At 68.0% G+C, this 23,761-nt stretch carries 25 protein-coding genes; 16 read left to right on the top strand and 9 right to left on the bottom strand.

Going from position 1 to position 23,761, the window contains the following annotated elements:
• Positions 1-54 precede the first annotated feature (54 nt).
• From pgsA to ACTZWU_RS14720, 6 genes are all read left to right on the top strand, one after another.
• Complete coding sequence (gene pgsA / locus ACTZWU_RS14745; RefSeq protein WP_444738119.1) at positions 55-687, top strand: CDP-diacylglycerol--glycerol-3-phosphate 3-phosphatidyltransferase; 633 nt, start codon at positions 55-57, stop codon at positions 685-687.
• Complete coding sequence (gene moaD / locus ACTZWU_RS14740) at positions 677-928, top strand: molybdopterin converting factor subunit 1 (RefSeq protein WP_444738118.1); 252 nt, start codon at positions 677-679, stop codon at positions 926-928. The genes pgsA and moaD overlap by 11 nt, the downstream gene beginning before the upstream one ends.
• Positions 928-1,359 carry a molybdenum cofactor biosynthesis protein MoaE gene (locus ACTZWU_RS14735; RefSeq protein ID WP_444738117.1) on the top strand — a complete coding sequence of 144 codons (432 nt, stop codon included), beginning with the start codon at positions 928-930 and terminating at the stop codon, positions 1,357-1,359. Before moaD ends, ACTZWU_RS14735 begins: the two co-directional genes overlap by 1 nt.
• 22 nt (positions 1,360-1,381) lie before the next feature.
• Positions 1,382-1,903 (top strand): hypothetical protein, encoded by a 522-nt coding sequence (locus ACTZWU_RS14730; RefSeq protein ID WP_444738116.1) that lies wholly within the window; start codon positions 1,382-1,384, stop codon positions 1,901-1,903.
• Positions 1,904-1,959: 56 nt separating this feature from the next.
• Positions 1,960-3,330 carry a glutamate--cysteine ligase gene (locus ACTZWU_RS14725; RefSeq protein ID WP_444738115.1) on the top strand — a complete coding sequence of 457 codons (1,371 nt, stop codon included), beginning with the start codon at positions 1,960-1,962 and terminating at the stop codon, positions 3,328-3,330.
• Between the two features lie 176 nt (positions 3,331-3,506).
• Positions 3,507-3,863, top strand: a complete 357-nt coding sequence (locus ACTZWU_RS14720; protein ID WP_444738114.1) for a hypothetical protein — start codon at positions 3,507-3,509, stop codon at positions 3,861-3,863.
• Here ACTZWU_RS14720 and plsY read toward each other — a convergent pair.
• The 3 genes from plsY to ACTZWU_RS14705 are packed head-to-tail and all read right to left on the bottom strand — an operon-like array spanning position 3,860 to position 6,680.
• The gene (gene plsY, locus ACTZWU_RS14715; protein WP_444738113.1) at positions 3,860-4,444 is read right to left on the bottom strand and encodes a glycerol-3-phosphate 1-O-acyltransferase PlsY; all 585 of its coding nucleotides are present in this window, start codon (positions 4,442-4,444) and stop codon (positions 3,860-3,862) included. The genes ACTZWU_RS14720 and plsY overlap by 4 nt on opposite strands.
• The gene (gene pyrC / locus ACTZWU_RS14710; protein WP_444738112.1) at positions 4,441-5,721 is read right to left on the bottom strand and encodes a dihydroorotase; all 1,281 of its coding nucleotides are present in this window, start codon (positions 5,719-5,721) and stop codon (positions 4,441-4,443) included. Before pyrC ends, plsY begins: the two co-directional genes overlap by 4 nt.
• Positions 5,721-6,680 carry an aspartate carbamoyltransferase catalytic subunit gene (locus tag ACTZWU_RS14705; RefSeq protein WP_444738111.1) on the bottom strand — a complete coding sequence of 320 codons (960 nt, stop codon included), beginning with the start codon at positions 6,678-6,680 and terminating at the stop codon, positions 5,721-5,723. Before ACTZWU_RS14705 ends, pyrC begins: the two co-directional genes overlap by 1 nt.
• Positions 6,681-6,837: 157 nt before the next feature.
• Between ACTZWU_RS14705 and ACTZWU_RS14700 the strand changes: the two genes are divergently transcribed.
• From ACTZWU_RS14700 to ACTZWU_RS14690, 3 genes are read left to right on the top strand one after another with little or no spacing between them, the layout of a single operon-like run.
• A complete protein-coding gene (locus ACTZWU_RS14700) occupies positions 6,838-8,214 on the top strand; it encodes an MATE family efflux transporter (RefSeq protein ID WP_444738110.1) in 1,377 nt (458 codons plus the stop codon).
• A 24-nt stretch (positions 8,215-8,238) separates the two neighbouring features.
• Positions 8,239-8,475 (top strand): Lrp/AsnC ligand binding domain-containing protein, encoded by a 237-nt coding sequence (locus ACTZWU_RS14695; RefSeq protein WP_022707276.1) that lies wholly within the window; start codon positions 8,239-8,241, stop codon positions 8,473-8,475.
• Positions 8,475-9,575: a pyridoxal phosphate-dependent aminotransferase gene (locus ACTZWU_RS14690; protein WP_444738109.1), complete on the top strand. Its 1,101-nt coding sequence runs from the start codon at positions 8,475-8,477 to the stop codon at positions 9,573-9,575. Before ACTZWU_RS14695 ends, ACTZWU_RS14690 begins: the two co-directional genes overlap by 1 nt.
• A gap of 96 nt (positions 9,576-9,671) precedes the next feature.
• Here ACTZWU_RS14690 and ACTZWU_RS14685 read toward each other — a convergent pair whose 3' ends face one another.
• From ACTZWU_RS14685 to ACTZWU_RS14675, 3 genes are all read right to left on the bottom strand, one after another.
• Positions 9,672-12,533, bottom strand: coding sequence for a valine--tRNA ligase (locus ACTZWU_RS14685; RefSeq protein ID WP_444738108.1), 2,862 nt, complete (start codon positions 12,531-12,533; stop codon positions 9,672-9,674).
• 72 nt (positions 12,534-12,605) lie between these two features.
• Positions 12,606-12,959 (bottom strand): DUF1428 domain-containing protein, encoded by a 354-nt coding sequence (locus ACTZWU_RS14680; RefSeq protein ID WP_444738107.1) that lies wholly within the window; start codon positions 12,957-12,959, stop codon positions 12,606-12,608.
• 76 nt (positions 12,960-13,035) lie between these two features.
• On the bottom strand, positions 13,036-13,467 hold the full coding sequence (locus tag ACTZWU_RS14675; RefSeq protein ID WP_304616716.1) for an Lrp/AsnC family transcriptional regulator: 432 nt from the start codon (positions 13,465-13,467) through the stop codon (positions 13,036-13,038).
• 152 nt (positions 13,468-13,619) lie between these two features.
• Between ACTZWU_RS14675 and ACTZWU_RS14670 the strand changes: the two genes are divergently transcribed.
• Positions 13,620-14,774: a type III PLP-dependent enzyme gene (locus tag ACTZWU_RS14670; protein WP_444738106.1), complete on the top strand. Its 1,155-nt coding sequence runs from the start codon at positions 13,620-13,622 to the stop codon at positions 14,772-14,774.
• 54 nt (positions 14,775-14,828) lie between these two features.
• Complete coding sequence (locus ACTZWU_RS14665; RefSeq protein ID WP_444738105.1) at positions 14,829-15,881, top strand: DUF2235 domain-containing protein; 1,053 nt, start codon at positions 14,829-14,831, stop codon at positions 15,879-15,881.
• A gap of 7 nt (positions 15,882-15,888) precedes the next feature.
• Here ACTZWU_RS14665 and metF read toward each other — a convergent pair whose 3' ends face one another.
• On the bottom strand, positions 15,889-16,761 hold the full coding sequence (metF, locus tag ACTZWU_RS14660) for a methylenetetrahydrofolate reductase [NAD(P)H] (RefSeq protein ID WP_444738104.1): 873 nt from the start codon (positions 16,759-16,761) through the stop codon (positions 15,889-15,891).
• Positions 16,762-16,852: 91 nt separating this feature from the next.
• Between metF and ACTZWU_RS14655 the strand changes: the two genes are divergently transcribed.
• From ACTZWU_RS14655 to ACTZWU_RS14645, 3 genes are all read left to right on the top strand, one after another.
• Positions 16,853-17,767, top strand: coding sequence for a LysR family transcriptional regulator (locus ACTZWU_RS14655; RefSeq protein ID WP_444738103.1), 915 nt, complete (start codon positions 16,853-16,855; stop codon positions 17,765-17,767).
• Between the two features lie 70 nt (positions 17,768-17,837).
• Positions 17,838-18,629 (top strand): inositol monophosphatase family protein, encoded by a 792-nt coding sequence (locus tag ACTZWU_RS14650; RefSeq protein ID WP_444738102.1) that lies wholly within the window; start codon positions 17,838-17,840, stop codon positions 18,627-18,629.
• Between the two features lie 99 nt (positions 18,630-18,728).
• Positions 18,729-19,712 carry a DMT family transporter gene (locus ACTZWU_RS14645; protein WP_444738101.1) on the top strand — a complete coding sequence of 328 codons (984 nt, stop codon included), beginning with the start codon at positions 18,729-18,731 and terminating at the stop codon, positions 19,710-19,712.
• Here ACTZWU_RS14645 and ACTZWU_RS14640 read toward each other — a convergent pair.
• Positions 19,648-21,720, bottom strand: a complete 2,073-nt coding sequence (locus tag ACTZWU_RS14640; protein WP_444738100.1) for a lytic transglycosylase domain-containing protein — start codon at positions 21,718-21,720, stop codon at positions 19,648-19,650. The genes ACTZWU_RS14645 and ACTZWU_RS14640 overlap by 65 nt on opposite strands.
• A 116-nt stretch (positions 21,721-21,836) precedes the next feature.
• Between ACTZWU_RS14640 and dapA the strand changes: the two genes are divergently transcribed.
• Positions 21,837-22,712, top strand: coding sequence for a 4-hydroxy-tetrahydrodipicolinate synthase (gene dapA, locus ACTZWU_RS14635; protein ID WP_444738099.1), 876 nt, complete (start codon positions 21,837-21,839; stop codon positions 22,710-22,712).
• 92 nt (positions 22,713-22,804) lie between these two features.
• Positions 22,805-22,978, top strand: coding sequence for a hypothetical protein (locus tag ACTZWU_RS14630; protein WP_444738098.1), 174 nt, complete (start codon positions 22,805-22,807; stop codon positions 22,976-22,978).
• On the opposite strand, the gene ACTZWU_RS14625 is transcribed toward ACTZWU_RS14630, so the two are convergent.
• The gene (locus tag ACTZWU_RS14625; RefSeq protein ID WP_444738097.1) at positions 22,979-23,578 is read right to left on the bottom strand and encodes an HNH endonuclease; all 600 of its coding nucleotides are present in this window, start codon (positions 23,576-23,578) and stop codon (positions 22,979-22,981) included.
• Between the last annotated feature and the right edge of the window lie 183 nt (positions 23,579-23,761).

The raw sequence follows: 23,761 nt of genomic DNA, 5'->3' as shown, positions 1-23,761 counted from the left end.
GGCTTTTCGCCACGGCCCCTTTCCAAGAGGCGCGGCAGGGACTAGCTTGCCGCCATGCGCTGGACATTGCCCAATATCCTGACCTTGATGCGGCTGTTGGCGGCGCCCGGCGTGCCGCTGATGTTCCTGTATTTTCATCGCCCCTGGGCGGATTGGGCGGCGCTGACGCTGTTTCTGCTGGCCGCCATCACCGATTGGTTCGACGGCTACCTGGCCCGCGCCTGGAATCAGGAGAGCCGGTTCGGCGCCGCGATGGACCCGATCGCCGACAAGGCGATGGTCGTGATCGCCCTGGTCGTGATCACCGGCTATTCGGGGATGAATCCCTGGCTGATCCTGCCGGTGACGGTGATCCTGTTCCGCGAGGTTTTTGTGTCCGGCCTGCGCGAGTATCTGGGCGACCGCTCGCGCAGCCTGAAGGTCACCAGTCTGGCCAAGTGGAAGACCACCTTTCAGATGGTGGCCATCGCGGTGCTGTTTCTGGGGACCGGGCTGACCTTTGTCGAGCATGGGCGCCCTCCGCGGGTGGGCGAGGCGGGGCTGGTCTGGTCGGGCAGCTGGGCTGCCCTGGCGACCCATGCCGGGCTGGCGCTGATCTGGCTGGCCGCGCTGCTGACGGCGATCACCGGCTGGGATTATTTTCGCAAGGCTCTGCCGCATCTGAAGGAGCAGCGTCATGACGGTTGATGTTCTCTATTTCGCCTGGGTGCGCGAGCGGGTCGGGGTGCCGCGTGAGCGGGTTGAGACAGGTGCTGCGACGATGCGCGATCTGTTGGCCGAGCTGGCCCTGCGCTCGCCCGGACATGCGGCGGCGCTGGAGGATCACGCGGCCCTGCGATGCGCGATTGATCAGAAGCTGGCGGGGCTGGACGCGCCGTTGGCGGGGGCGCGCGAGGTCGCGATCTTTCCGCCGATGACGGGTGGCTGATGGCGGCGCGGGTACAGGCGGAGCCGTTCGATCCGGCGCTGGTGGTGGCTGGTCTGGGCGATGGCGCGGGCGCGCAGGTCACATTCGTCGGCATCGTGCGCGATGACGGCGATCTGGCCGCGATGGAGATCGAGCATTATCCCGGCATGACCGAGGCTGCCCTGACCGATTACGGCCATGGAGCGGCCGAGCGGTTCGGCCTGACCGGCTGGCGCGTCGTGCACCGTTATGGCCGGCTGGCCGTGGGCGAGCCGATCATGATGGTCGCGACCGCCGCGCGGCATCGTCGGGCGGCCTTTGACGCGGCCGATTACCTGATGGACTGGCTGAAATCGCGCGCGCCTTTCTGGAAGCGCGAGATCCGGCGAGACGGATCGTCCGCCTGGGTCGCCGCCAGGGACGAGGACGAGACCTCGCTGGCGCGATGGTAGGCGTGCTTTCCCCGAGGCGGCCTTGATTCGCCCGGAGATTCTGCGCTGGCTTTCCGTCCATGGCGAAGTGCTTAGCTTTGCCGGCGTTGCCCTGGCCGGGCTTTGGCTCGCCTTGCGGGGCGGCTGGGTGCTGCTGGCTCTGGGCGGGATCGTCGCGCTGGCGGGGGCGGTGCTGCTGGTCGGCGCGTTACGGCGGCTGGTCTTTCGCCGGGTTGTCGCCGCGCAGGGCGTGGTCGAGGTGGTCGAGGGCGCGATCCGCTATTACGGGGCGCAATCCATCGGCGCCGAGCTGGCGCTGCGCGATCTGGCCGAGATCCGGCTGATCCGGGTCGAGGGCCATGCCTGCTGGCGTCTGCGCAGCCTTGGCGGCGAGGCGCTGCTGATCCCGGTCGAGGCGGCGGGTGCCGCGGCGCTGGCCGATGCCTTCACGGCGCTGCCGGGGCTGGATCTTGGTCATGTCTCGCAGGCGCTGCGGGCGGTGGCCGACGGGGATGCGACCATGCGCGCCGTTTGGCTGAGACGCGACCGAGGCGGCTTGACTTGACCCGGCGCGCTTGCCACCTGTGACCGACCGAGGGACCACGAAAGGCCAGACCCCCCATGTCAATTCCCCAGCAGGGCGGCGGCCCGATCGAGCATCGTGACCAGCTTGCCGCCTATATCGCCAGCGGCGAGAAGCCGAAGGCGGATTGGCGCATCGGGACCGAGCACGAGAAATTCGGCTATGACAGCGCCGGGTTGAAACCCTTGCCCTATGAGGGGCCGGTCTCGATTACGGCGATGCTGACGGGGCTGCGCGACCGTTTCGGCTGGTCGCCGGTGCTGGAGGCCGGCAACCTGATCGGGCTGGAGCGGAACGGCGCCAACATCAGTCTGGAACCCGGCGGGCAGCTGGAATTGTCCGGCGCACCTCTGGAGACGATCCACCAGACCTGCGACGAGGTGAACAGCCATCTGGCCGAGGTCGAGGCCGTGGCCCATGACATCGGTGCGGGCTTCATCGGGCTGGGCGCCGCGCCGATCTGGTCGCAGGACGAGATGCCGATGATGCCCAAGGGCCGCTATCGGTTGATGACCGATTACATGGGCCGTGTCGGCACGCTTGGCACGCAGATGATGTACCGGACCTGCACGGTTCAGGTGAACCTGGACTTCGCCAGCGAAGCCGACATGGTCCAGAAGCTGCGCGTGGCGCTGGCGTTGCAGCCGGTGGCGACGGCGCTGTTTGCGAACTCGCCCTTTCTGGACGGCAAGCCCAACGGGATGAAATCCTGGCGGGCGCATATCTGGCAGAACCTGGATGCGGCGCGCACGGGCATGCTGCCCTTCGTCTTCGAGGACGGGTTCGGCTACGAGGCTTGGGTGGACTACGTTCTCGATGTGCCGATGTATTTCGTCTATCGCGACGGCAAGTATATCGACGCGCTTGGCCAGAGCTTCCGCGATTTTCTGGATGGCCGCCTGCCCGCCCTGCCGGGCGAGGTGCCGACGCTGTCGGACTGGGCCGATCACATGACCACCGTCTTCCCCGAGGCGCGGGTGAAGAAATACATCGAGATGCGCGGCGCCGATGGCGGGCCGTGGCGGCGTCTTTGCGCGCTGCCTGCGCTGTGGGTCGGGCTGACCTATGATCAGGGCGCGCTGGATGCGGCCTGGGATCTGGTCAAGGGCTGGGATGCGGAAACGCGCGAGGGCTTGCGCGTCGCCGCGGGCCGGGACGGCTTGCAGGCCGAGGTCGGCGCCATCCGCATGCACGATCTGGCGCGCGAGGTTCTGGCCATCGCCGAGGCCGGGCTGAAGGCGCGGGCGCGTCCGGGGCAGGGCGGGCTGGTGCCAGACGAGACCCATTTCCTCAGCGCGCTGAAGGAGAGCGTGGATACCGGGCGCGTGCCGGCGGATGATCTGCTGGCGCATTATCATGGCGACTGGGCGGGCGACCTGAGCCGGATCTACGGCGAATACAGCTACTGACGGCGGATTGCGTCCCGCGACGGCGGGGGGACGCCGTCCCCCCGCACCCCCCTGCCCGCGCGACGGCCCAAGCGTGGCACAGCTGCCGCGCGCACGCGACTGTGAGCAGCGTCCGGCTTGATCCGGGGCGCGGGTGCTGGCACCTCGGGGAAAAGAACCAATGCCGGGGCAGAGCGATGCGGGGTGATGTGATGCGGTGGATCGGCTGGCTTGTGGCCGCTGTCTTCGGATTAGGCGTCATCGCCCTGATCGGGGCCGTCACCATGCTGGTCCGCGCGGCCGAGGGCGTCCCGCCTTTGCCGGTCTTTATGGGCCTGATGGGGCTGGTCGTGCTGATCCTGCTGGCCGGGGCCTGCCTTGCGCTGATCTCGATCGCGGTGTCGCTGCGGCAGGGGATTGCCTTGCCGGTCGCGGCGAAGGCGCTTGCGCCGCAGGCCAAGGTCGCGCAAGACGAGCCGGTCGAGGACGAGGCCGCGCCCGAAGCCCCCGCGCGGCCCGTCCGCACGGGCCGGGTGCTGGTCGCGACCCGCTAGCGTTTCCTGCCGGCGCCGATCCGGGGTTCGGACCCGTCCAGAAGGCGGGCGATGTTGGCCTTGTGCCGCACGAAGATCAGGATCGCCATGAAGGCTGCCGCCGCCGCGATGTCGGTGCGGCCCATCGCCCAGGCAAAGACTGGCGCCAGCGCGGCGGCCAGCAGCGCGCTGAGGCTGCTGATGCGGCTGATCGCGGCGGTGGCGGCCCATGTCGCGCAGGCGATGAGGCCAAGCGGCCAGTTCAGCGCGATCAGCGTGCCTAGGAAGGTCGCCACGCCCTTGCCGCCCTGAAAGCGCAGCCAGACCGGGTAGCAATGGCCCAGAAACGCCGCCGCCCCTGCGACCAGCGCGGCGCTTTCGCCGCCGAAATGGCGCGCCAGCAGAACCGCGATGGCGCCCTTGCCGGAATCCAGCAACAGGGTCGCAAGCGCGGCGGGCTTGTTCCCCGTCCGCAGCACGTTCGTCGCGCCGATATTGCCCGATCCGATCTGGCGCAGATCGCCCAGGCCCAAGGCGCGGGCGATGACCAGCCCGAAGGGAACCGAGCCGAGAAGATAGCCGAAGATTGCCCAGAGGATCATGCATGTTCTCCGAAAACGGGGTGTCCGGCGACCCAGCTTCCCAGCACGCGGCCCTGCATCCGCGCGCCGTCAAAGGGGGTGTTCTTCGACTTTGACAGCAGCGCGAAGCGGTCCAGCACGAAGGGCGCGTCGGGATCGAACAGGATCAGGTCGGCGGGCGCGCCATCCGTCAGGCGGCCCGCGGACAGGCCAAGCCTGCGGGCGGGGTTCAGCGCCATCGCCCGGAACAGTTGCGGCAGGCTCAGCCCGCCCTGATGGTAAAGCCGCAGCGCGGCGGGCAGCAGCGTCTGCAGGCCGACGGCGCCGGGGGCGGCGGCCTCGAAGGGCAGGCGTTTGGATTCCTCGTCCTGCGGCGTGTGGAAGCTGGCGATCACGTCGATCAGGCCGTCGGCCACGGCCTGCACCATCGCCTGCCGGTCATCCTCGGATCGCAGGGGTGGCGTGAAGCGAAAGAAGGTCCGGTAATCGCCCACGTCGAATTCGTTCAGCGTCAGGTGGTGGATCGAGATCCCTGCGGTCACGTCCAGCCCCGCCTCGCGCGCGCGCGAAAGCGCAGGCAGGCTGGCGGCGGTGGTGATCTGGTCGGCGTGGAATCGCCCGCGCGTCATGGCGACCAGCGCCAGATCGCGGTCGAGGCCCATCACCTCGGCCATGGGGGACACGGCGGGGATGCCGTAGAGCGAGGCGAACTTGCCCGAGGTCGCCGCCGCGCCATGCGACAGGCTGGGTTCCTGCGGATGGCCCATGATCAGCGCGTCCAGACCGCGCGCATAGGTCATGCAGCGGCCCAGCAGTTTCGCGTCGCGCACCACGCGCACGCCGTCGGTGAAGGCCACGGCGCCCAGATCGGTCAGAAAGCCGATCTCGGTCATCTCGCGCCCCTCGCGGGCCTTGGTCAGGGCGGCCATGTGGCGGATGTTCACCGGCGCGTCGCTGGCGCGGCGGGCGACGAATTCCAACGCCTCGGGGGTGTCGATCGGGGGCGTGGTGTCGGGGCGCGCGATGATCGTGGTCACGCCGCCAGCCGCTGCCGCCTGACCGGCGCTGCGGAAGCTTTCCTTGTGCCGTTCGCCCGGCTCGCCGATCTTGACGCCCCAGTCGATCAGGCCCGGCGCCAGCGCGCGGCCCCGGCAGTCGATCACGGTCGCGCCTTCGGGGGTGGCTTCCTCGGGGGCGCCGCGTCCGGCGATCAGGCCATCGGTCACGCGCAGGCTGCCGGGGGCGTCGGTCTGGGCCTCGGGGTCGATCAGGCGGGCATTGCGGAAGATCAGGTCCATCACGGCTCTCCTGCGGCGGCGCGGCCTCGGGCGGCGCGGAGGTTGCGGGCCAGCAGGTCCAGCGCCGCCATGCGGACGGCGACGCCCATCTCGACCTGATCCTGGATGACGCTGCGGTTGATGTCGTCGGCGATGGTGCCGTCGATCTCGACGCCCCGGTTCATCGGGCCGGGATGCATGACGATCGCATCCGGCGCGGCCAAGGCCAGCTTTTCGGCATCCAGCCCGAAGCGGTGGAAATACTCGCGTTCGGACGGGATGAAGCCGCCATCCATGCGCTCCTTCTGAAGGCGCAGCATCATCACGACATCGGCGCCCTTCAGCCCTTCGCGCATGTCCTCATACAGTTCGACCCCCATCTCGGAGACGCCCGAGGGCATCAGGGTCGCGGGGCCGATCAGGCGGATGCGGTTCTCCATCTTGCCCAGCAGGATCAGGTTCGACCGCGCCACCCGGCTATGGGCGATGTCGCCGCAGATCGCGATGGTCAGGCGGTGCAGCCGGCCCTTGGCGCGGCGGATCGTCAGCGCGTCCAGCAGCGCCTGCGTCGGATGTTCGTGCCGCCCGTCGCCGGCGTTGATGACGGCGCAATTCACCTTTTCCGCCAGCAGGTTCACGGCGCCGGAATGGGGATGGCGCACGACCAGCAGATCGGGCTGCATCGCGTTCAGCGTCAGCGCCGTGTCGATCAGCGTCTCGCCCTTCTTCACCGACGACTGCGCGACGGCCATGTTCATCACGTCCGCCCCAAGCCGCTTGCCCGCCAGTTCGAAACTGGCCTGTGTGCGGGTCGAGTTCTCGAAGAACATGTTGATCTGGGTCATGCCCGCCAGCGCATCGGCATGTTTCACGGTGCGGCGGTTCAGGGCGACGTAATCCTCGGCCAGATCGAGAAGGGTCGTGATCTCGTCGGGCTTGAGATGGTCGATGCCCAGCAGATGGCGGGCGCGAAAGCTCATGGCGGCCTCTTGCGTCAGGGGTCGCGCGATCTATCGCAGATGGGGTGCAGGGCGGCAAGCGGGGCATCGTGGCGCGGCTGCCAGCCAGCAGCGGGATTTTGCAGGACGTGCAAGGCGCCCCCTTGCCCGGTTCACGGGCGCAGGCTATGGGCGGATCATGTTGAAAAGCCGCTATCGCCCCCATGTCCTTGCGACCCTGTCGTTGGGTCTGCCTCTGATCGGCAGCCACCTTGCGCGCATGGCCATCGGGGTGGGCGATACGGTGATGATCGGCTGGTATGGGGTCGAGCCTCTGGCGGCGCTGGTCATCGCCACCTCGTTCTTTCACATCCTGTTCTTTCTGGGCATGGGCTTCGGCATCGGGGTGATGGGCGTCATCGCCGCCCATGTCGCCGCCGGCCGCGAGACCGAGGTGCGCCGCGGCGCCCGCATGGCGCTGTGGCTGTCGGTCGGCTTTGCCGGGATGGTCATGCCGCTGATGTGGTGGTCCGAACCGATCCTGCTGGCGCTTGGACAGACCCCCGTCGTCTCGGCCCTGTCGCAGGATTACCTGCGGATCGCGGGCTGGGGACTGGCCCTGATCCTGTGGCAAGTCACGCTGTCATCCTATCTGGCCGCGCTGGAGCGCACGCAGGTCGTCATGTGGGTGACGCTGGCGGGGCTGCCGCTGAACCTGTTTTTGAACTGGGTGCTGATCTTCGGCAATCTGGGCGCGCCCGAGCTTGGCGTGCGCGGTGCGGCCACCGCCAGCGTGGTGGTGCAGGCCAGCCAGCTTGTCCTGCTGATCGCCTATGCGCGCTGGCTACCCAAGGCGCGGCGCTATCACCTGTTCCAGCGCTTCTGGCGGCCCGACTGGCAGGCGATGGCGCAGGTGGCCCGGATCGGCTGGCCCATCGGGCTGACCATGGTGGCCGAGGGCGGGCTGTTCGTCGCCTCGAACATCATGATGGGCTGGATCGGCACGGCGGAACTGGCCGCGCACGGGATCGCGCTGCAGATCACCTCGATCACCTTCATGGCGCATATGGGCCTGTCGAACGCGGCGACGGTGCGCGTGGGGCAGGCGATGGGACGCGGCGACCGGGACTGGATGCGCGACGCGGCGCTGACCGTGATCGGCCTGTCGCTGATGTTCGCGGTCTTCGCCATCGCGATCTACCTGCTTTTCGCCGAGCCGCTGGTCAGGCTCTATCTCGACCCCGCCGATCCGCAGGCGGGCGCCATCGTGGCGCTTGGCGCGATGCTGCTGATGTATGCCGCGCTGTTCCAACTGACCGACGCCTTCCAGGTGATCGCGCTTGGCTTCCTGCGCGGCGTGCAGGACACGCAGGTGCCGATGTGGATCGCGGGCTTCAGCTACTGGGTCGTCGGCATGCCCGCCGCCTGGGCGCTGGCCTTTCCGCTTGGCCTTGGCCCGGCGGGGCTGTGGCTGGGCCTCTGCGTCGGGTTGACGGTCGCGGCGATCCTGCTGATGCGGCGCTTCTGGCGGGGCCATGCGCGGGGGGACTGGACCGCCGCCGCCGCCCCGGTCTAACCTGCCCCGCCAACAGGAGGTTCCATGCGCGCCGTCTTCGTCCAGTTCCGCTGCGAGCCCGGCAAGACCTATCAGGTCGCCGAAGCCATCTATGACCGCGAGGTGGTCTCCGAGCTTTTCTCGACCTCGGGCGATTACGACCTGATCGCCAAGGTCTACATCCCCGAGGATGAGGATGTCGGCCGCTTCCTCTCGGATCGGCTGTTCGACATCCCGCATATCAGCCGGACCCTGACCACGATGACCTTCCGCGCCTTCTGATGCGCTTCGCACCCCTGCCCGCGGGCCTGCCCGCCACCGTGCCCTTCGTCGGCCCCGAAACACTGGAGCGCCAGCGCGGCGCGCCCTTCGCCGCCCGTCTGGGCGCGAATGAAAGCGCCTTCGGCCCCAGCCCGCTGGCCGCCCGTGCCATGCGCGAGGCAGTGGGCCAGATCTGGAAATACGGCGATGCGACCAGCCATGACCTGACCCATGCGCTGGCCGCCCATCACCGGGTCGCGCCCGAGAACATCATGGTGGGCGAGGGGATCGACGGGCTTCTGGGCAATCTGGTCCGGCTGATGATCGCGCCGGGCAATGCGGTGGTGACCTCGGACGGGGCCTATCCCACCTTCAACTATCACGTCTCGGGCTTCGGAGGCGTTCTGCACAAGGTCCCCTATCGCGACGACGCCGAAGACCCCGAGGCCCTGCTGGACAGCGCCCATGCCACCGGCGCAAGGCTGATCTATCTGGCCAATCCCGACAATCCGATGGGCAGCTGGCACGACGGCGCCGTGATCGAGGCGATGCTGGACCGCCTGCCCCCCGATTGCCTGCTGGTGCTGGACCAGGCCTATGCCGAATTCGCCCCCGCCTCGGCCATCCCCGCCATCGCCGCGGACGATCCCCGGGTGATCCGGATGCGCACCTTCTCCAAGGGCTACGGGTTGGCCGGCGCGCGGATCGGCTATGCACTCGGCGCGCCAGACCTGATTGCGGGGTTCGACCGCATCCGCAACCATTTCGGCGTGAACCGGATCGCGCAGGCCGGGGCGCTGGCCGCGCTGGCCGATCAGGGCTGGCTCGCCCATGTCGTGGCCGAAGTCGCCGCCGCCCGCGACCGCATCGCGTCGATAGGCGCTGCCAACGGCCTGACCGCGCTGCCATCGGCCACCAATTTCGTGGCGCTGGACACGCATCGCGACGGCGCCCATGCCCGCGCCCTGATCGCCGCGCTGGCAACCGAAGGCGTCTTTGCCCGCATGCCCGGCGTAGCACCTCTCGACCGCTGCATCCGCATCAGCGCCGCGCCCCTGCACGAACTCGATGTGCTGGAACAGGTATTGCCCCGGGCGCTGGCCACGATCACTCGGGCCTGAGGGGCGCAGCCAGACCGCGCCCCATCTTCTTCTTCACTTAAATATCCCCGCCGGAGGCACCCGCCCGCAAGGCCGGGCGCATCCAGCGGCGCAGGCTCACATCGCCGCCAGCTGCGCCAAGGCCGCCTCAAGCCGCGCGATGTCATCCTCCAGCGCGGCCAGCTTCTCGCGCGTCTCGTCGATCACCTCGGCCTCGGCATTCTCGACGAATTTCGGGTTCGACAGACGCTTCTGCAAACCCTCGGCATCCTTGCCGGACTTCTGCACGGCCTTCTGCAACCGCGCCGTTTCGGCCGACACGTCGATCACGTCCCCGATGGGCAGCGCGAAACTTGCCCCCTGCACCGACACCGCGATCATCCCCTTGCCCGCCGCGCCGTCCACCGGCGCATTGACGCGCGCCAGCCGCTCGATCAGCGGACCGTTGGCGGCCAGAGCCGCGCGCGCGGCATCATCCGCCTCGGTCACGACCAGATCCAGCCGGGCCCCCGCCGGCACGCCCATCTGCGCGCGGGCCGAGCGCACGCCCTCGATCAGCGCGATCACCCAGTTCATCTGGCGATCCGCGTCGGCGTCGATCAGGTCCGCACCCAGTTCGGGCCAGTCGCCATGGACCAGCATCCGGTCGCGGTCGGCGGTCAGCGCCCACAACTCTTCGGTCACGAAGGGCATGATCGGATGCAGCATGGCAAAGCACTGATCCAGCACCCAGCCCATCGTGGCGCGCGTCTCGTCAGCATGATCGCCGTCAAACAGCGGCTTGGCGAATTCCACATACCAGTCGCAGACCTTGCCCCAGACAAAGGCGAAAAGCCCCGACGCCGCGTCGTTGAAGCGATACGAGGCCAGCGCCTCGTCCGTTGCCATCAGGATGCGCGCGGTTTCCCCGATGATCCAGCGGTTCACGGTATGCGCGGGCTGAGGCCGGGCACCGCCGCCCCGCACGCCGTTCATCTGGGCGAAACGGGTCGCGTTCCAGATCTTGGTGACGAAGTTGCGGTTCACCTCGACATGCTTCGGCCCAAGCTTGGGGTCGCGCCCCATCGCGGCCATGCTGGTCAGCGTGAAGCGCAGCGCATCCGCGCCATAGGCATCCACCAGTGTCAGCGGGTCGATCACGTTGCCCTTGGACTTGGACATCTTGGCGCCCTTTTCGTCGCGCACCAGCCCGTGGACATAGACGGTCCTGAACGGCACATCGCCCACGACCTCCAGCTGCATCATCATCATCCGGGCGACCCAGAAGAAGATGATGTCGAAGCCCGTGACCAGCACGTCGGTCGGGAAATACTTTTTCAGCTCCTCGGTCGGCTCGGGCCAGCCGAGCGTGCCGATGGGCCAGAGGCCAGACGAAAACCAGGTGTCCAGCACGTCAGGGTCACGCGTCAGAGCCTTGCCCGGCGCCATGGCCTGCGCCTCGGCCTCGGTGGCGGCGCAATACTGGTTGCCTTCTTCGTCGTACCAGACCGGGATCTGGTGGCCCCACCACAGCTGGCGGCTGATGGTCCAGGGCTCGATGTTCTCGAGCCAGCTGAAATAGACCTTCTTGTGCTGCTCGGGCAGGATTTCGGTGCGGCCCGATCGCACGGCCTCCAGTGCGGGTTCGACGATGCGCCTGGTGTCCACGAACCACTGGTCGGTCAGCATCGGCTCGATCACCACGCCCGAACGATCGCCGAAGGGCTGCATGATGGGTTTCGAATCGATGACCGGGCGGCGCTCCATGTGTTCGGCGCCGGTCTCGGGTTCGATCTCCTTGTGCAGATAAGTGACGGCCAGACCCTCGGACGTGACCTGCTCGATCACGCGCTTGCGGGCCTCCAGCCGGTCCAGGCCGCGCAGGTCCTCGGGGACGAGGTTCACGGCCGACACATCGCCCACATCCTCGCCCGCCGCCGCGCGGGTCGCGATGGCGGCGCTTTCGGCATAGGACAGGCCATCGGTGCGCATCTGCGCCTTGGTGTCCATCAGCGTATACAGCGGGATGCCGTTGCGCATCGCCACGCCGTAATCGTTGAAATCATGCGCGCCGGTGATCTTGACCGCGCCCGACCCGAAATCGGGGTCGGGGTATTCGTCGGCGATGATCGGGATCAGGCGGCGGTGTTCCTTGGGGCCGACGGGGATTTCGACCAGCTTGCCGATGATCGGAGCATAGCGCGCGTCCGAGGGATGCACGGCCACCGCGCCGTCGCCCAGCATCGTCTCGGGGCGGGTCGTGGCGATGCTGATATAGTCGCGAGTCTCGCGCAGGGTGACGTTTCCGTCCGCGTCGCGTTCGACATATTCATAGGTCTCGCCGCCGGCGAGCGGATACTTGAAATGCCACATATGGCCGGGAACCTCGCGGTTCTCGACCTCGAGATCGCTGATCGCGGTCTCGAAATGGGGGTCCCAGTTCACCAGCCGCTTGCCGCGATAGATGATGCCCTTGTTGTAGAGGTCCACGAAGACCCGGATCACCGCGTCGTGGAAATTGCCATCTTCGCCCGCAGGCGCACCGGGGGCACCCGACATGGTGAAGGCGTTGCGCGACCAGTCGCAGGACGCGCCCAGGCGCTTCAACTGGTTGATGATCGTACCGCCGGATTCCTGCTTCCACTTCCAGATCTCGTCCACGAAATCCTTGCGGTCCCAGTCGCGGCGCGGGGGCTTGCCCTCGGCGGCCAGCTTGCGTTCGACGACCATCTGGGTGGCGATGCCCGCATGGTCCTGGCCGGGCTGCCAAAGCGTGTCGAAGCCGCGCATCCGGTGCCAGCGGACCAGGATGTCCTGCAGCGTGTTGTTCAGCGCGTGGCCGATATGCAGGCTGCCGGTGACGTTGGGGGGCGGGATCATCACGGTGAAGGTCTCGGACCGCCGGGCATTGGCCCCGGCGGCGAAGGCGTTCGTCCGTTCCCATTCGGCGCTGATCCGGGCCTCGGCGGCCCCTGCCTCAAAGCTCTTGTCCATCGTCATCGCGAAATCCCCATCTGTCGCGGACGGGATTAGCGAAAGCGGCGGAAAAGGCCAAGCGCTGTCGCGCGGGGCCTAGCGTTCGTCCACCAGAGGCGAGAACCCGCCCCAGAACATCCGCATCCCGTCAAAGGGCATGTCGGTCATGCGGAAGGCTTCGGTGTCCTCCATGATCTTGACCCAGGCGGCATCGGCGGTCTCGCGGTCTGGCCATTCGATCCACGAGAACATCGGCACCTCGCCCTCGCGCGCGTTGGTGGCGCGGTAGAAGTCGGTCTGTTCGCCGCGCGGCACGTCCTCGCCCCAGCATTCGACCATGCGCAGCGCGCCGAGGCGCTTGAACATGGGCCAGCTGGCGGTGGCGTGGTCGGCATAGGCCTGCTTGTTTTCCGCAAGGACGGGCAGCACGAAGCCGGTGTAATAGGTCATGGTCGCCTCCTGTCGTGATGGGGGGATGGTCGGCCCCCATGACCGGGAAGGCAACCCGATAGATGTTAGCCGGTCGTCACGGCGCGCGGTCCAGCTTGGACGACAGGTGGATCAGGCTTTCCGACGAGCGCACCCCATCGATGGCGCCGATCCGGTCCAGCGTGTCGTCCAGTTCCGCCGTCGAGGCCGTGGCCAGTTGCAGCAGCAGATCGACCCGGCCGCTGGTCGTGTGAATGCGCTCGATCTGGGGCATGACCTTCAGCCGCGACAGGATGCCGGGCAGGCTGCGCGGCTCGATCCCCAAGAGCACGGTGGCGCGGATGCGGCCGGTGCGCGCGGCCTCGCCCAGACGCAGGGTGTAGCCCGCGATGGTGCCGTTGGCCTCCAGCCGTTCCAGCCGGGCCTGCAGGGTGGATCGCGCGACGCGCAGCTTGCGGGCCAGAACCGCCACGGACATGCGGGCATCGGTCGAGAGTTGCGCGATGATCGCGCGGTCAAGATCGTCCAAAAGGGGCAGCCTTCGTCAGAATGACATGAATCCCGGCATATTATCTGGTGGGACGCGCAAATCTATCCTTTTCATCGGTGAAATCGAAACCCATACGCGCCATTCTGGGTTTTCACCCGACCCTGCCACCCTTGCGCGCGAAAGGAACTGCCATGGGACAGCACAAGACCGTCTGGGACAATCCCGCCGACATCGTCCGGCGCCTTGCGCCCGAACATCCGCTGATGGTCTTTGCGCCGACGGTGCTGCAGGATCGCGCCCGCCAGTTTCTTGAGGGGTTTCCGGGCTTTGTGACCTACGCGGTCAAGTCGAACCCCGAAGAGGCCGTGATCCAGAACCTTGTCGCGGCGGGCATCCGTGGCTTTGACGTGGCCTCGCCCTTCGAGATCGACCTGATCGGCCGCCTCGCGCCGCGCGCCGCGCGTCATTACCACAATCCTGTCCGTTCGCGCGCCGAGATCGCGCAGGGCGTGGCGGCGGGCATCCGTGCCTGGTCGGTGGACAGCCTGTCGGAACTGGACAAGCTGTTCGAGCAGGTCCCCCTGACGGTCGAGGGCGAGGGCGTCGAGATCTCGCCCCGCTTCAAGCTGCCGGTTCTGGGGGCTGCCTATGATTTCGGCTCGAAGTTCGGCGCCTCGCCCGAACTGGCCGCCGAGATCCTGCGCCGCGTGGCGGAACGTGGCTACGTCGCCTCGTTGACCTTCCATCCGGGCACGCAATGCACCGACCCGATCGCGTGGGAAAGCTATATCCGCGTCGCCCGCGAGATCTGCGACATGGCCGGGCTGCGCGCCAAAAGGCTTAACGTGGGCGGGGGCTTCCCCTCGCACCGCGTCGTCGGGGTCGAGCCGGACCTTGACGCCATCTTCCGCGAAATCGGAGAGACCACGACCGAGATGTTCGGCACCGACGCGCCCGAACTGGTCTGCGAGCCGGGCCGCGGCCTGGTCGCGGATGCGTTCTCGCTGATCACGCGGGTCAAGGGCGTGCGCGACGGGGCGCATGTCTTCCTGAACGACGGCACCTATGGCGGGCTGGCCGAGCTGCCGATCATCGGCAATATCGACCGGATCGAGGTTCTCGACCCCCAAGGCCGACCGCGCCAGGGCGACCGGGGCGGCCGGGTGATCTTCGGACCGACCTGCGATTCGGTGGACCGCCTGCCGGGCGAGCTGAGCCTGCCCGAAGACGTGGCCGAGGGCGATTTCGTTATCTTCCACGGTGCGGGCGCCTATTCGACGGTGACGAATACGCGGTTCAACGGCTTCGGGCTGATGGGTCACGCGACCGTCATGCGTCTGGACTAGGACTTATGCCTTTGCGCTAAGGGTTCGGTTACGGTCCTGTGCTAGGCTTGGCGCATGACCGTGACCTTTCCGACGACCCATCTTGTGCTGATGGACGGCACCTTCGCCTCGCTGCTTGACGGGCAGCGCAGTTCGATCGGGCGCATCCACCGGCTGGTGACGGGGCAGCTGGGCCTGCCGCCCGCGCCGGGGCGTTTGCGCATCCATTACGGGATGGGCCAGCAATGGAATCGCTGGCGCACGCTGCCCGAACTGGCAGCGGGGCGCATCCTGGAGGCTCGCATCACCGAGGCTTATGGCTGGCTGGCCTCGGGCTGGCGTCCGGGGCACCCGATCTTCATGCTGGGCTATTCGCGGGGCGCCTTTGCGCTGCGAAGCCTTGCGGGGATGATCGACCGGGTCGGGCTTTTGCGCCCCGAACACGCGACCGAGCGCAATATCCGGCTGGCCTGGCACCTTTATCGCAATGGCGGCGCGGCCAAGGTGATGGCGGCGTTCCGGCGGCGCTGCCACGATGCCGCGCCGATCCGGATGCTGGGTTGCTTCGACACGGTGATGGCACTTGGCCTGCGCCTGCCGCTTCTGTGGATGCTGTCCGAGCCGCGTTTCCGCTTTCATGACGCGCATCTGGGCCAGGGGATCGAGCACGGCTTTCAGGCGCTGGCGCTGGACGAGACGCGGGCGGCCTTTGCGCCGCTGCTGTGGGATGACGATCATGCGGCGGGACGGATCGAGCAGGTCTGGTTCCGCGGCGCCCATCCCGATATCGGCGGCCAATTGTCAGGGTTCGAGCCCGCGCGCCCCTTGGCGAACATCCCGCTGGTCTGGATGCTGGAACGGGCGCAGGCGCTTGGATTGCCGTTGCCGCCCGATTGGCAGGCGCTGTTTCCGTTTGATGCCACCGCGCCCCCGATCGGGTCCTGGCGGCGGTGGGGCAAGCTGTTTCTGGCCCGCGCCCCGCGCATGGTCGGGCGCTATTCGACCGAAAGCCTGCACGCGACGGTTCCTGTCCCCTATCCTGGCCCCGCGCTGCTGACGGGCGATCTGTCGGAAGCCGCCGACCGGACGCATCGCATCCGCCGCCGCAGGGCCGCCCGCCCCGCCTGAGGCCGCTTCAGGCGACGGCTTCCAGCCCGCCCGCCGGGCGCACGCCAAGCGCGGCGCAGACATCGCGGGTCAGTTCCGGGCGGTTCAGCGTGTAGAAATGCAGCCGGTCCACGCCGCCCGCGATCAGCTTCTCGCACAGATCGACGCAAAGGCCGGTGGCCAGCGCGCGTTCAGCCTCGGGGCCGTCCAGCGCGGCCAGCTGGAACGCCTGTTCCGCCCAGTCGGGGACGGTCGTGTTGCAGGTCGCGGCGAAACGCTTGGTGCCGGCCCAGCTTTGCACCGGCAGGATGCCCGGGATGATCGGCGCTTCGATCCCCGCCGCCACGCAGCGGTCGCGGAAGCGGAAGAACGTGTCCGGCTCAAAGAAGAACTGCGTGATCGCGCTGCTGGCGCCCGCATCGATCTTGCGCTTGAGCCAGGCGATGTCGGCATCGGACCCGGTGCTGTCGGGATGCGGCTCGGGATAGGCGCCGACGCGGATCGTCATGTCGCCGCGCGCGGCGATGGCCTCGATCAGTTCGATCGAATGGGCGAAACCGTCGGGATGGGGGGTGAAGCGCTCGGCGCCCTTGGGCGCGTCGCCGCGCAGGGCGACGATCTCGCGGATGCCGGCATCGGCATAGGATTGCACGATCTCCAGCGTTTCGGCGCGGGTGGCCTCGACGCAGGTCAGATGCGCGGCGACCTCCAGCCCGAACTGGCGGTTGATCGTGGTCACGGCCTCATGGGTCAGCTTGCGGGTCGTACCGCCCGCGCCATAAGTGACCGAGACGAAATCGGGCGCCAGCGGCGCCAGCGCGCGGGCGGTTTCCCACAGCTTGAACGATGCCTCCAGCGTCTTGGGCGGGAAGAACTCGAAGCTGATTCTCGGCGCGGACATGACAGTTCCTTTCTGTTGGCACCTCTTGTGCCACGCGGCGCGGCGTGAGACAAATTCATAATCCTCAAGATCAACCTGAGTTCCGCTCATCATGCATCTCGAATTACGGCATCTGCGCACCGTCCATGCGATCCACGAACAGGGCGGTCTGGCCCGCGCGGCCGAGGTGCTGAACATCACGCAGAGCGCGCTGTCCCATCAGATCAAGGCGCTGGAGGAACAGGCCGGGGTCGAGTTGTTCGTCCGCCGCGCCAAGCCGATGCGGCTGTCGGCTGCGGGGATGCGCCTTCTGCGTCTGGCCGAGCAGGTCCTGCCGCTGGTCGCCGCCACCGAGGCCGAGTTCAAGGGCGTCGAGGCGGGCCGGATCGGGCGGCTGCACATCGCGATGGAGTGCCATGCCTGTTTCGACTGGCTTCTGCCGGTTCTGGACATCTTTCGCCGCGCCTGGCCGGATGTGGATGTCGATATCCGCCAGCGCCTCGCCTTCGGCGCGCTGCCCGCCCTTGTGCGCGAAGAGGTCGATCTGGTCATCTCTTCCGACCCCGAGGATCTGCCCGACGTGACCTTTCAGGCGCTGTTCGATTACGCGCCGACGCTGGTCGTGCCTGCCGGGCATCCGCTGGTCGCCAAGGGCTACGCTGACCCCGCCGATCTGGCGGCCGAGACGCTTATCACCTATCCGATGGACCGCGCGCGGCTGGACGTGTTCAGCCAGTTCTTGACCCCCGCGGGGATCGAGCCCGCCCGCCAGCGCACGGTCGAGCTGACCGCTGTGGCGCTGATGCTGGTCGCCTCGGGGCGCGGGGTGGCGGTGATGCCCGACTGGGTGCTGCGGCGCGAGGCGGCCAACCCGGAACTGGCGCTGCTGCCGCTTGGGCCGCAGGGCATCCGGCGCAGGCTTTACGCGGCGGTGCGGACCGGTGATCTGGCGCAGCCCTACATGGCGCATGTCCTGCGCCTGTCGCGGACCGAGCCTTTGCGGATGCTGCGCGGCGCCGCCAGCTAGGGCGGGACGCGCCGCTTGGCTTTCCGGCGCGCCTGCCCTATGACGCGCCCAACCCCTATTCCCGGAGCAAGTGATGGCAAGCGCCAATCTGAACGTCATGATCAAGGCCGCCCGCAAGGCCGGGCGCGCCCTCGTCAAGGATTTCCGCGAGGTCGAGAACCTGCAGGTCAGCGTCAAGGGCGCCGGCGATTTCGTCACCCGCGCCGACCGCGAGGCCGAGCGTCTGATCAAGGAAGAACTGCGCGGCGCCCGCCCCAGCTATGGCTGGCTGGGCGAAGAGACCGGCGCCGAGGATGGCGAGGACCCCACCCGCCGCTGGCTGGTCGATCCGCTGGACGGCACGACGAACTTCCTGCACGGCCTGCCGCATTGGGCCGTCAGCATCGCGCTGGAACACAAGGGCGAGATCGTCGCCGCCGTCATCTTCGATGCCGCCAAGGACGAATTGTTCGTGGCCGAAAAGGGCGGCGGGGCCTTCATGAACGACCAGCGGCTGCGCGTCTCGGGACGCACGCGGCTGGCCGATTCGGTCTTTGCGACGGGGATTCCCCATTCCGGAACCGGCCCCTTGCCCGCGATGATCCAGGATCTGGCGCAACTGATGCCCGCCGCCGCCGGTGTGCGCGGCTTCGGTTCGGCAGCGCTGAACCTGGCCTATGTCGCCTCGGGCCGGTTCGACGGTTACTGGGAACGCGGCACCAAGCCCTGGGACGTGGCTGCCGGCATCCTGATGGTGCGCGAGGCGGGCGGTTTCGTCCAAGGCATCCGCGAGGGTGACAATCCGCTGGAATCGGGCCGCATCATCGCCGCGAACCCGACCCTGCTTGAGCCTTTCGCCAAGATCATCCGAGCCCGCGACTAAGCCGCAACAGGCGCCGCCTTGCATGACGTGCAAGGCGGCGCGCGGCTTGACCTTGGGGCAGGCGGGGCGCAGACCGGGCGCGACCCCAAAGGCGCGCTTATGTCCGACGACCGATCCCACCCGCCCTATGCCGCATCGGCCGCCACGGCCTCGGCACCGCCTCCGATCCCTCCGGTGACACAGCCGCCGCGCGACCGCACCGGTCTGGCGATCATCCTGATGTGCGCGGTCAGCTTCATCTTCGCGCTTCAGGACCTGTTCTCGCGCATTCTGGGGGGCGAGTATCCGCCCGTCCTGATCGTGATGATCCGCTACTGGGTCTTTGCGGTCTTTGTGATCGCGCTGGTCGCGCGCCAGCCGGGCGGGCTGCGCCGGGCGATCCGCACCAAGCGCCCGCTGACCCAGATCGCGCGCGGCGTGATCCTGGCCTTCGAGGTGATGGTCATGGTCGAGGCCTTCGTGCGCCTGGGCCTGATCGAGACTCACGCCGTCTTTGCCGTCTATCCCTTGCTGGTCGCAGCGCTGAGCGGCCCGGTTCTGGGCGAGCGCGTCGGCTGGCGCCGTTGGAGCGCCATCGGCATCGGCTTTGCGGGGATCCTGGTGATCCTGAACCCCGGCGGCGGCGTCCTGACGATCGAGGCGCTGCTGCCCCTGATCGCCGCGCTGCTGTTCGCGCTGTATGGCCTGCTGACGCGGCATGTCTCGCGCGATGATCCGGCGATCGTCAGCTTCTTCTGGACGGGCATCGCGGGGGCGGTGGCGATCACGCTGGCCGGGATCTGGGAATGGCAATGGCTGGCGCCGATGGACTGGGTCTGGATGGGGCTGCTCTGTGTCTGCGGGATGACCTCGCATTACCTGATGATCCGCAGCTACGAGATGGCCGAGGCCTCGGTCCTGCAGCCCTTCGCCTATACGCAGCTTGTCTGGGTCAGCATCATCGGCGTGCTGGTCTTTGCCGAAAGCCTGCGCCCGAATGTCGTCGTCGGCACGGTGATCGTGGTCGCGGCGGGGATCTTCACTCTGCTTCGGCAGCGGCTGAGATCACGGCAGGCCAATCGGGCGGCAGCGGCGGGCCGATAAGCCGCGCCGGGTTCGGCACGGGCCGCGCCGACAGGGCCAGCGTCAGCCGCAGCGGCGGCGGCGGCATCATGCCCCCGCCCGACAGATCCCAACGCGGCACGATGGGCGCGGGGCGACCGTGGATGCGCGAACGATAGATCGGCAGCGCCTCGGCCACGCGCATGACGTAGTTGCGCGTCTCGTCAAAGGGGATCAGTTCGACCCACTCGACCGGGTCGGCATCCCTGCGGATATCGCCGAAATCGCCGATCCAGCGCGCCGGGCGGCCCGGACCGGCATTGTAGCCCGCCGCGATCAGCGCGACCGATGGGCCGAAGCGGTCCGCCAGATCCATGAGATATTGCGACCCGATCCGCGCATTATAGGCCGCGTCCCCGGACAGCCGCGCCGGATCATAGGGCAGGCCAAGCTGGCGGGCGACCTGTTCGGCGGTCGCCGGCATGACCTGCATCAGACCCTGCGCGCCGGCGGGGCTGGAGGCCGTGTGGTTGAATTCGGATTCCTGCCGCGCAATGGCCATGACCAGTTCGGGGGGTGGGCCCAGATCCTCGGTCTCTAGCCCGGTCAGGGGGAAATGCGCGACCGGCCAGATCACGCCCTGATTGGCCGATTGCTTGGCCAGCCGCAGCCCGTGCCAGGGATAGCCCGCCTCGTACATCAGGCGCGACATGCGGGCGATGTCCTCGGGCGCGGCGCTTTGCGCCAGATGCAGGAAGAAGCGCTGCGCCTCGGTGACGCGGCCGGTTCCCAAAAGCCACAGGCCCGCGCGATAGACCGCATTATCGGCCAGCGCCGCGCCGCGCCAATCGGGCAGGCTGTCATGGGCGGGGCCGGGGATGGCGTAGTCCGGGGGCAGGGTGACGCCCACGCGTTCGGCGGCAAGCTGGCCGTAATAGACGCCCGGCCATTCGGCGGCGCGGCGAAAGGCGGCCTCGGCCTCGGCCGGGTCGTCCAGCGCCTCATGTGCGCGGCCCTGCCAGTAATGCGCCCGCGCCAGGCTGATCGCGCTGCCGACCACGGTTTCCAGATGGCGGAAATGGTCCAGCGCTCGGGTCGGATCGCCGGTCTTCAGGGCCGCCCAGCCCGCCAGCCACTCCAGGTCGGCATAGTGGCGGTTGTCGGGCGTCAGGAAATGCGGCGCGGCCAGATCAAGCGCCCGCTGCCAGTCGCCGTTCCGCATCGCCAGCCGCGTGTAATCCACCCGCATCGAGGCCCATTGCGCCGGATCGCGCAGCGCCTCGGCGCTGGTCGAGGCCTCCAGCATCAGGGCCTGCGCGCCCTCGTGCATCCGCGCGCCGACGCGCCACAGATAACGGTCCATCGTCAGGCCGGGATCGGCCCGCGCCTCGTCGGACAGGGCCAGGATAAGCGTGTCCACCCCCTCGCGCCCGGCTTGCAGGGCGATGCGGGCGGCGGGCAGGGCGCGGTCCTCTTCGGGCAGGCTTTCCAGCAGGCGTTCGGCCTGTTCCCATTGGCGGCGGTCCAGCATCCGCGTGATCCGCGCGGGGATCAGGGGGGCCAGCGTATCGGGGTGGGCTGTCAGCAGCGCGGCCTCGTCGGCGGCATCCAGCGTGGTTTCGGTGAAAAAGCGCGCGCGCTCGGCCCGGGCCTCGGCGGGGGGCAGGGCGGCGATCAGCGCCTCGTGGGCGCGCAGACTGGCGGGCTGGCGGTCGGCGAACCAGATCGCGGCCTCGTCCGGGGTCAGCGGGCGTAGCTTGGCGTCGCCGCGCTGGCGGATCTGGTCAAGGCCGGGCCAGTCGGGATTGCGGGCGACGAAGTCCAGGAAATCGCTGAAATCGCCATGGCCCGCGCGCAGGGCCTGCCAGCCGATCAGCGCCTCGGCCAGCGGTCCCGCGCGTGCGGCGGCGGCGCGTGCCGTCGTCCAGTCGCGGGCATCGGCTGCGGCCAGCGCCAGCGCCATCGCGCCCGGTTCCTCGGCCCGCACGGGGGCGGCCAGCGGCAGGGTCGCCAGCATCGCGGCCAGCATCATGTCACGCAGAAGTCGCATCACCGCCCTGTGTCGCGGCCAAAGCCCGCCGATGCAATACACATCCTTGGCAAGTGCCGCGCCCCCCGCTAGTGAGAGCGGCGCAACCAAACCGATCTTCCACCAAGGAGCGTGTCATGTTCAAAGGGTCTATGCCAGCCCTCGTCACGCCGTTCACCCCGGACGGCGAGCTGGATCTGGACGCGCTGGTGAAGCTGGTCGAATGGCATCTCGACCAGGGCAGCCACGGCATCGTGCCGGTCGGCACCACCGGCGAAAGCCCGACCCTGACCCATGACGAACACCGCCTGGTCATCGAGGAAGTCGTGCGCGCCGTCGATGGCCGCATCCCGGTGATCGCGGGGGCGGGGTCGAACTCGACCCGCGAGGGGATCGGGCTGTTGCAGCACGCCGCCAGCGTCGGCGCCGATGCCGGGCTGGTCGTCACGCCCTATTACAACAAGCCGACGCAGGCCGGTCTGATCGCGCATTACACCGCCCTGACCGAAGCCTGCGACCTGCCGATCGTGATCTACAACATTCCCGGCCGTTCGGTCGTGGACATGACCCCCGAGACGATGGGCGTGCTGGCGCAGCTGCCCACGATCATCGGCGTCAAGGACGCGACCGGCAAGCTGGAGCGTGTGAGCCTGCAACGCATGACCTGCGGCCCGGATTTCGTGCAGCTGTCGGGCGAGGATGCGACCGCGCTTGGCTTCAACGCGCATGGCGGGGTGGGGTGCATCAGCGTGACCGCGAATGTCGCGCCGCGTCTCTGCGCCCTGTTCCAGGAGGCGACCTTGCGCGGCGATTACCGCACCGCGCTGGAATACCAGGACCGTCTGATGCCGCTGCATCACGCGATCTTCCTTGAACCGGGGCTGGTCGGGGCGAAATACGCGATGTCGCGGCTGGGCCTGTGCAATGAACGGGTGCGCCTGCCGCTGACGCCGCTCAGCGACGGGGTGCGCCGCCAGATTGATGCCGCGATGGAGCATGCGGGCCTGCTCTGATCATCTTTCGGGCAGGATATCGCGCATTTGTCGCATGGTCTTTTCAAACCCCTCGTCGAAGCTCATATTGAGCCCAAGGAGAGGAGTCGCCCATGCCGCTGCCGCATTTCCTTCTGCTGATCGCCATGGTCATCCTGGCCGCCGGGTTGACCCTCTGGGCGACCTTCGCCTCGGGCGTGCCGCTGGCGGTTCTGGCTCTGGTCGCGCTTGGCGCCGCGCTGGTCCTGCATCTGGGGCCGCGTGACCATCGCGACCCGCATGCCTGATCAGCTTTCCAGCTCGGCATCCCAGTAGAGGTAATCCATCCAGCTGTCATGCAGGTGGTTCGGCGGAAAGCGCCGCCCCACCGCGTGCATTTCCTCGGGCAGGGGCTGGCGCGGCTTGCGGCGCAGGCTCATGCCCGAATGGCGCAGGCTGCGATTGGCCTTTTTCAGGTTGCAGGGCGAACAGGCGGCCACCACGTTTTCCCAGCTGGTCACACCCCCGCGCGAGCGTGGCACGACATGGTCAAAGGTCAGGTCACCCTTGGCCCCGCAATACTGGCAGCAGAATTCGTCCCGCAGAAAAAGATTGAAGCGCGTGAATGCCACGCGCTTCTGGGGTCTGACATAATCCTTCAGAACGACGACCGAGGGGATCCGGAACACCTGCCTCTGACTTCGCACCACCTCGTCATATTCGGCGATGATGCTGACCCGGTCCAGAAAGACGGCCTTGATCGCCTCTTGCCAGGGCCACAGGGACAGCGGGTAGTAGCTCAGCGGGCGGTAATCGGCATTCAGGACCAGTGCCGGGTGATGACGCAGCGCGGCTGGCTCTCGCACGAACTGGGTGCGGAACTCTGTCTGATGATGGTCGTCCAGCATATCGCCCGTCCTGCCTGCCCCGCAGATCGGCCGGGGGCATCCCTCAGATCCATGGCTCGACTATATCTCGTGCAAGCCATCTGGCAAGCCTCTGCATCTATAGCCGCCCCTTGGACAGATAGCCGCATCAGGTAACAGCGCCATGACGCGCCCTGCCCGAAAATGCGGCAATCAGCGTTCCGG

This window comes from Paracoccus sp. NSM, assembly GCF_052379855.1.
Classification (GTDB): domain Bacteria; phylum Pseudomonadota; class Alphaproteobacteria; order Rhodobacterales; family Rhodobacteraceae; genus Paracoccus.
The sequence above is the reverse complement of the archived record's forward strand: the minus strand, read 5'-3'. Positions and strand labels throughout refer to the sequence as shown.

What these genes read in the sequence shown, in the direction of transcription:
- pgsA (WP_444738119.1), top strand. Translation starts at nt 55, where the DNA reads ATGCGCTGGACATTGCCCAATATCCTGACCTTGATGCGGCTGTTGGCG.
- moaD (WP_444738118.1), top strand. Translation starts at nt 677, where the DNA reads ATGACGGTTGATGTTCTCTATTTCGCCTGGGTGCGCGAGCGGGTCGGG.
- ACTZWU_RS14735 (WP_444738117.1), top strand. Translation starts at nt 928, where the DNA reads ATGGCGGCGCGGGTACAGGCGGAGCCGTTCGATCCGGCGCTGGTGGTG.
- ACTZWU_RS14725 (WP_444738115.1), top strand. Translation starts at nt 1,960, where the DNA reads ATGTCAATTCCCCAGCAGGGCGGCGGCCCGATCGAGCATCGTGACCAG.
- ACTZWU_RS14720 (WP_444738114.1), top strand. Translation starts at nt 3,507, where the DNA reads ATGCGGGGTGATGTGATGCGGTGGATCGGCTGGCTTGTGGCCGCTGTC.
- plsY (WP_444738113.1), bottom strand. Translation starts at nt 4,444, where the DNA reads ATGATCCTCTGGGCAATCTTCGGCTATCTTCTCGGCTCGGTTCCCTTC.
- pyrC (WP_444738112.1), bottom strand. Translation starts at nt 5,721, where the DNA reads ATGGACCTGATCTTCCGCAATGCCCGCCTGATCGACCCCGAGGCCCAG.
- ACTZWU_RS14705 (WP_444738111.1), bottom strand. Translation starts at nt 6,680, where the DNA reads ATGAGCTTTCGCGCCCGCCATCTGCTGGGCATCGACCATCTCAAGCCC.
- ACTZWU_RS14700 (WP_444738110.1), top strand. Translation starts at nt 6,838, where the DNA reads ATGTTGAAAAGCCGCTATCGCCCCCATGTCCTTGCGACCCTGTCGTTG.
- ACTZWU_RS14695 (WP_022707276.1), top strand. Translation starts at nt 8,239, where the DNA reads ATGCGCGCCGTCTTCGTCCAGTTCCGCTGCGAGCCCGGCAAGACCTAT.
- ACTZWU_RS14690 (WP_444738109.1), top strand. Translation starts at nt 8,475, where the DNA reads ATGCGCTTCGCACCCCTGCCCGCGGGCCTGCCCGCCACCGTGCCCTTC.
- ACTZWU_RS14685 (WP_444738108.1), bottom strand. Translation starts at nt 12,533, where the DNA reads ATGACGATGGACAAGAGCTTTGAGGCAGGGGCCGCCGAGGCCCGGATC.
- ACTZWU_RS14680 (WP_444738107.1), bottom strand. Translation starts at nt 12,959, where the DNA reads ATGACCTATTACACCGGCTTCGTGCTGCCCGTCCTTGCGGAAAACAAG.
- ACTZWU_RS14670 (WP_444738106.1), top strand. Translation starts at nt 13,620, where the DNA reads ATGGGACAGCACAAGACCGTCTGGGACAATCCCGCCGACATCGTCCGG.
- ACTZWU_RS14665 (WP_444738105.1), top strand. Translation starts at nt 14,829, where the DNA reads ATGACCGTGACCTTTCCGACGACCCATCTTGTGCTGATGGACGGCACC.
- metF (WP_444738104.1), bottom strand. Translation starts at nt 16,761, where the DNA reads ATGTCCGCGCCGAGAATCAGCTTCGAGTTCTTCCCGCCCAAGACGCTG.
- ACTZWU_RS14655 (WP_444738103.1), top strand. Translation starts at nt 16,853, where the DNA reads ATGCATCTCGAATTACGGCATCTGCGCACCGTCCATGCGATCCACGAA.
- ACTZWU_RS14645 (WP_444738101.1), top strand. Translation starts at nt 18,729, where the DNA reads ATGTCCGACGACCGATCCCACCCGCCCTATGCCGCATCGGCCGCCACG.
- ACTZWU_RS14640 (WP_444738100.1), bottom strand. Translation starts at nt 21,720, where the DNA reads ATGCGACTTCTGCGTGACATGATGCTGGCCGCGATGCTGGCGACCCTG.
- dapA (WP_444738099.1), top strand. Translation starts at nt 21,837, where the DNA reads ATGTTCAAAGGGTCTATGCCAGCCCTCGTCACGCCGTTCACCCCGGAC.
- ACTZWU_RS14630 (WP_444738098.1), top strand. Translation starts at nt 22,805, where the DNA reads ATGCCGCTGCCGCATTTCCTTCTGCTGATCGCCATGGTCATCCTGGCC.
- ACTZWU_RS14625 (WP_444738097.1), bottom strand. Translation starts at nt 23,578, where the DNA reads ATGCTGGACGACCATCATCAGACAGAGTTCCGCACCCAGTTCGTGCGA.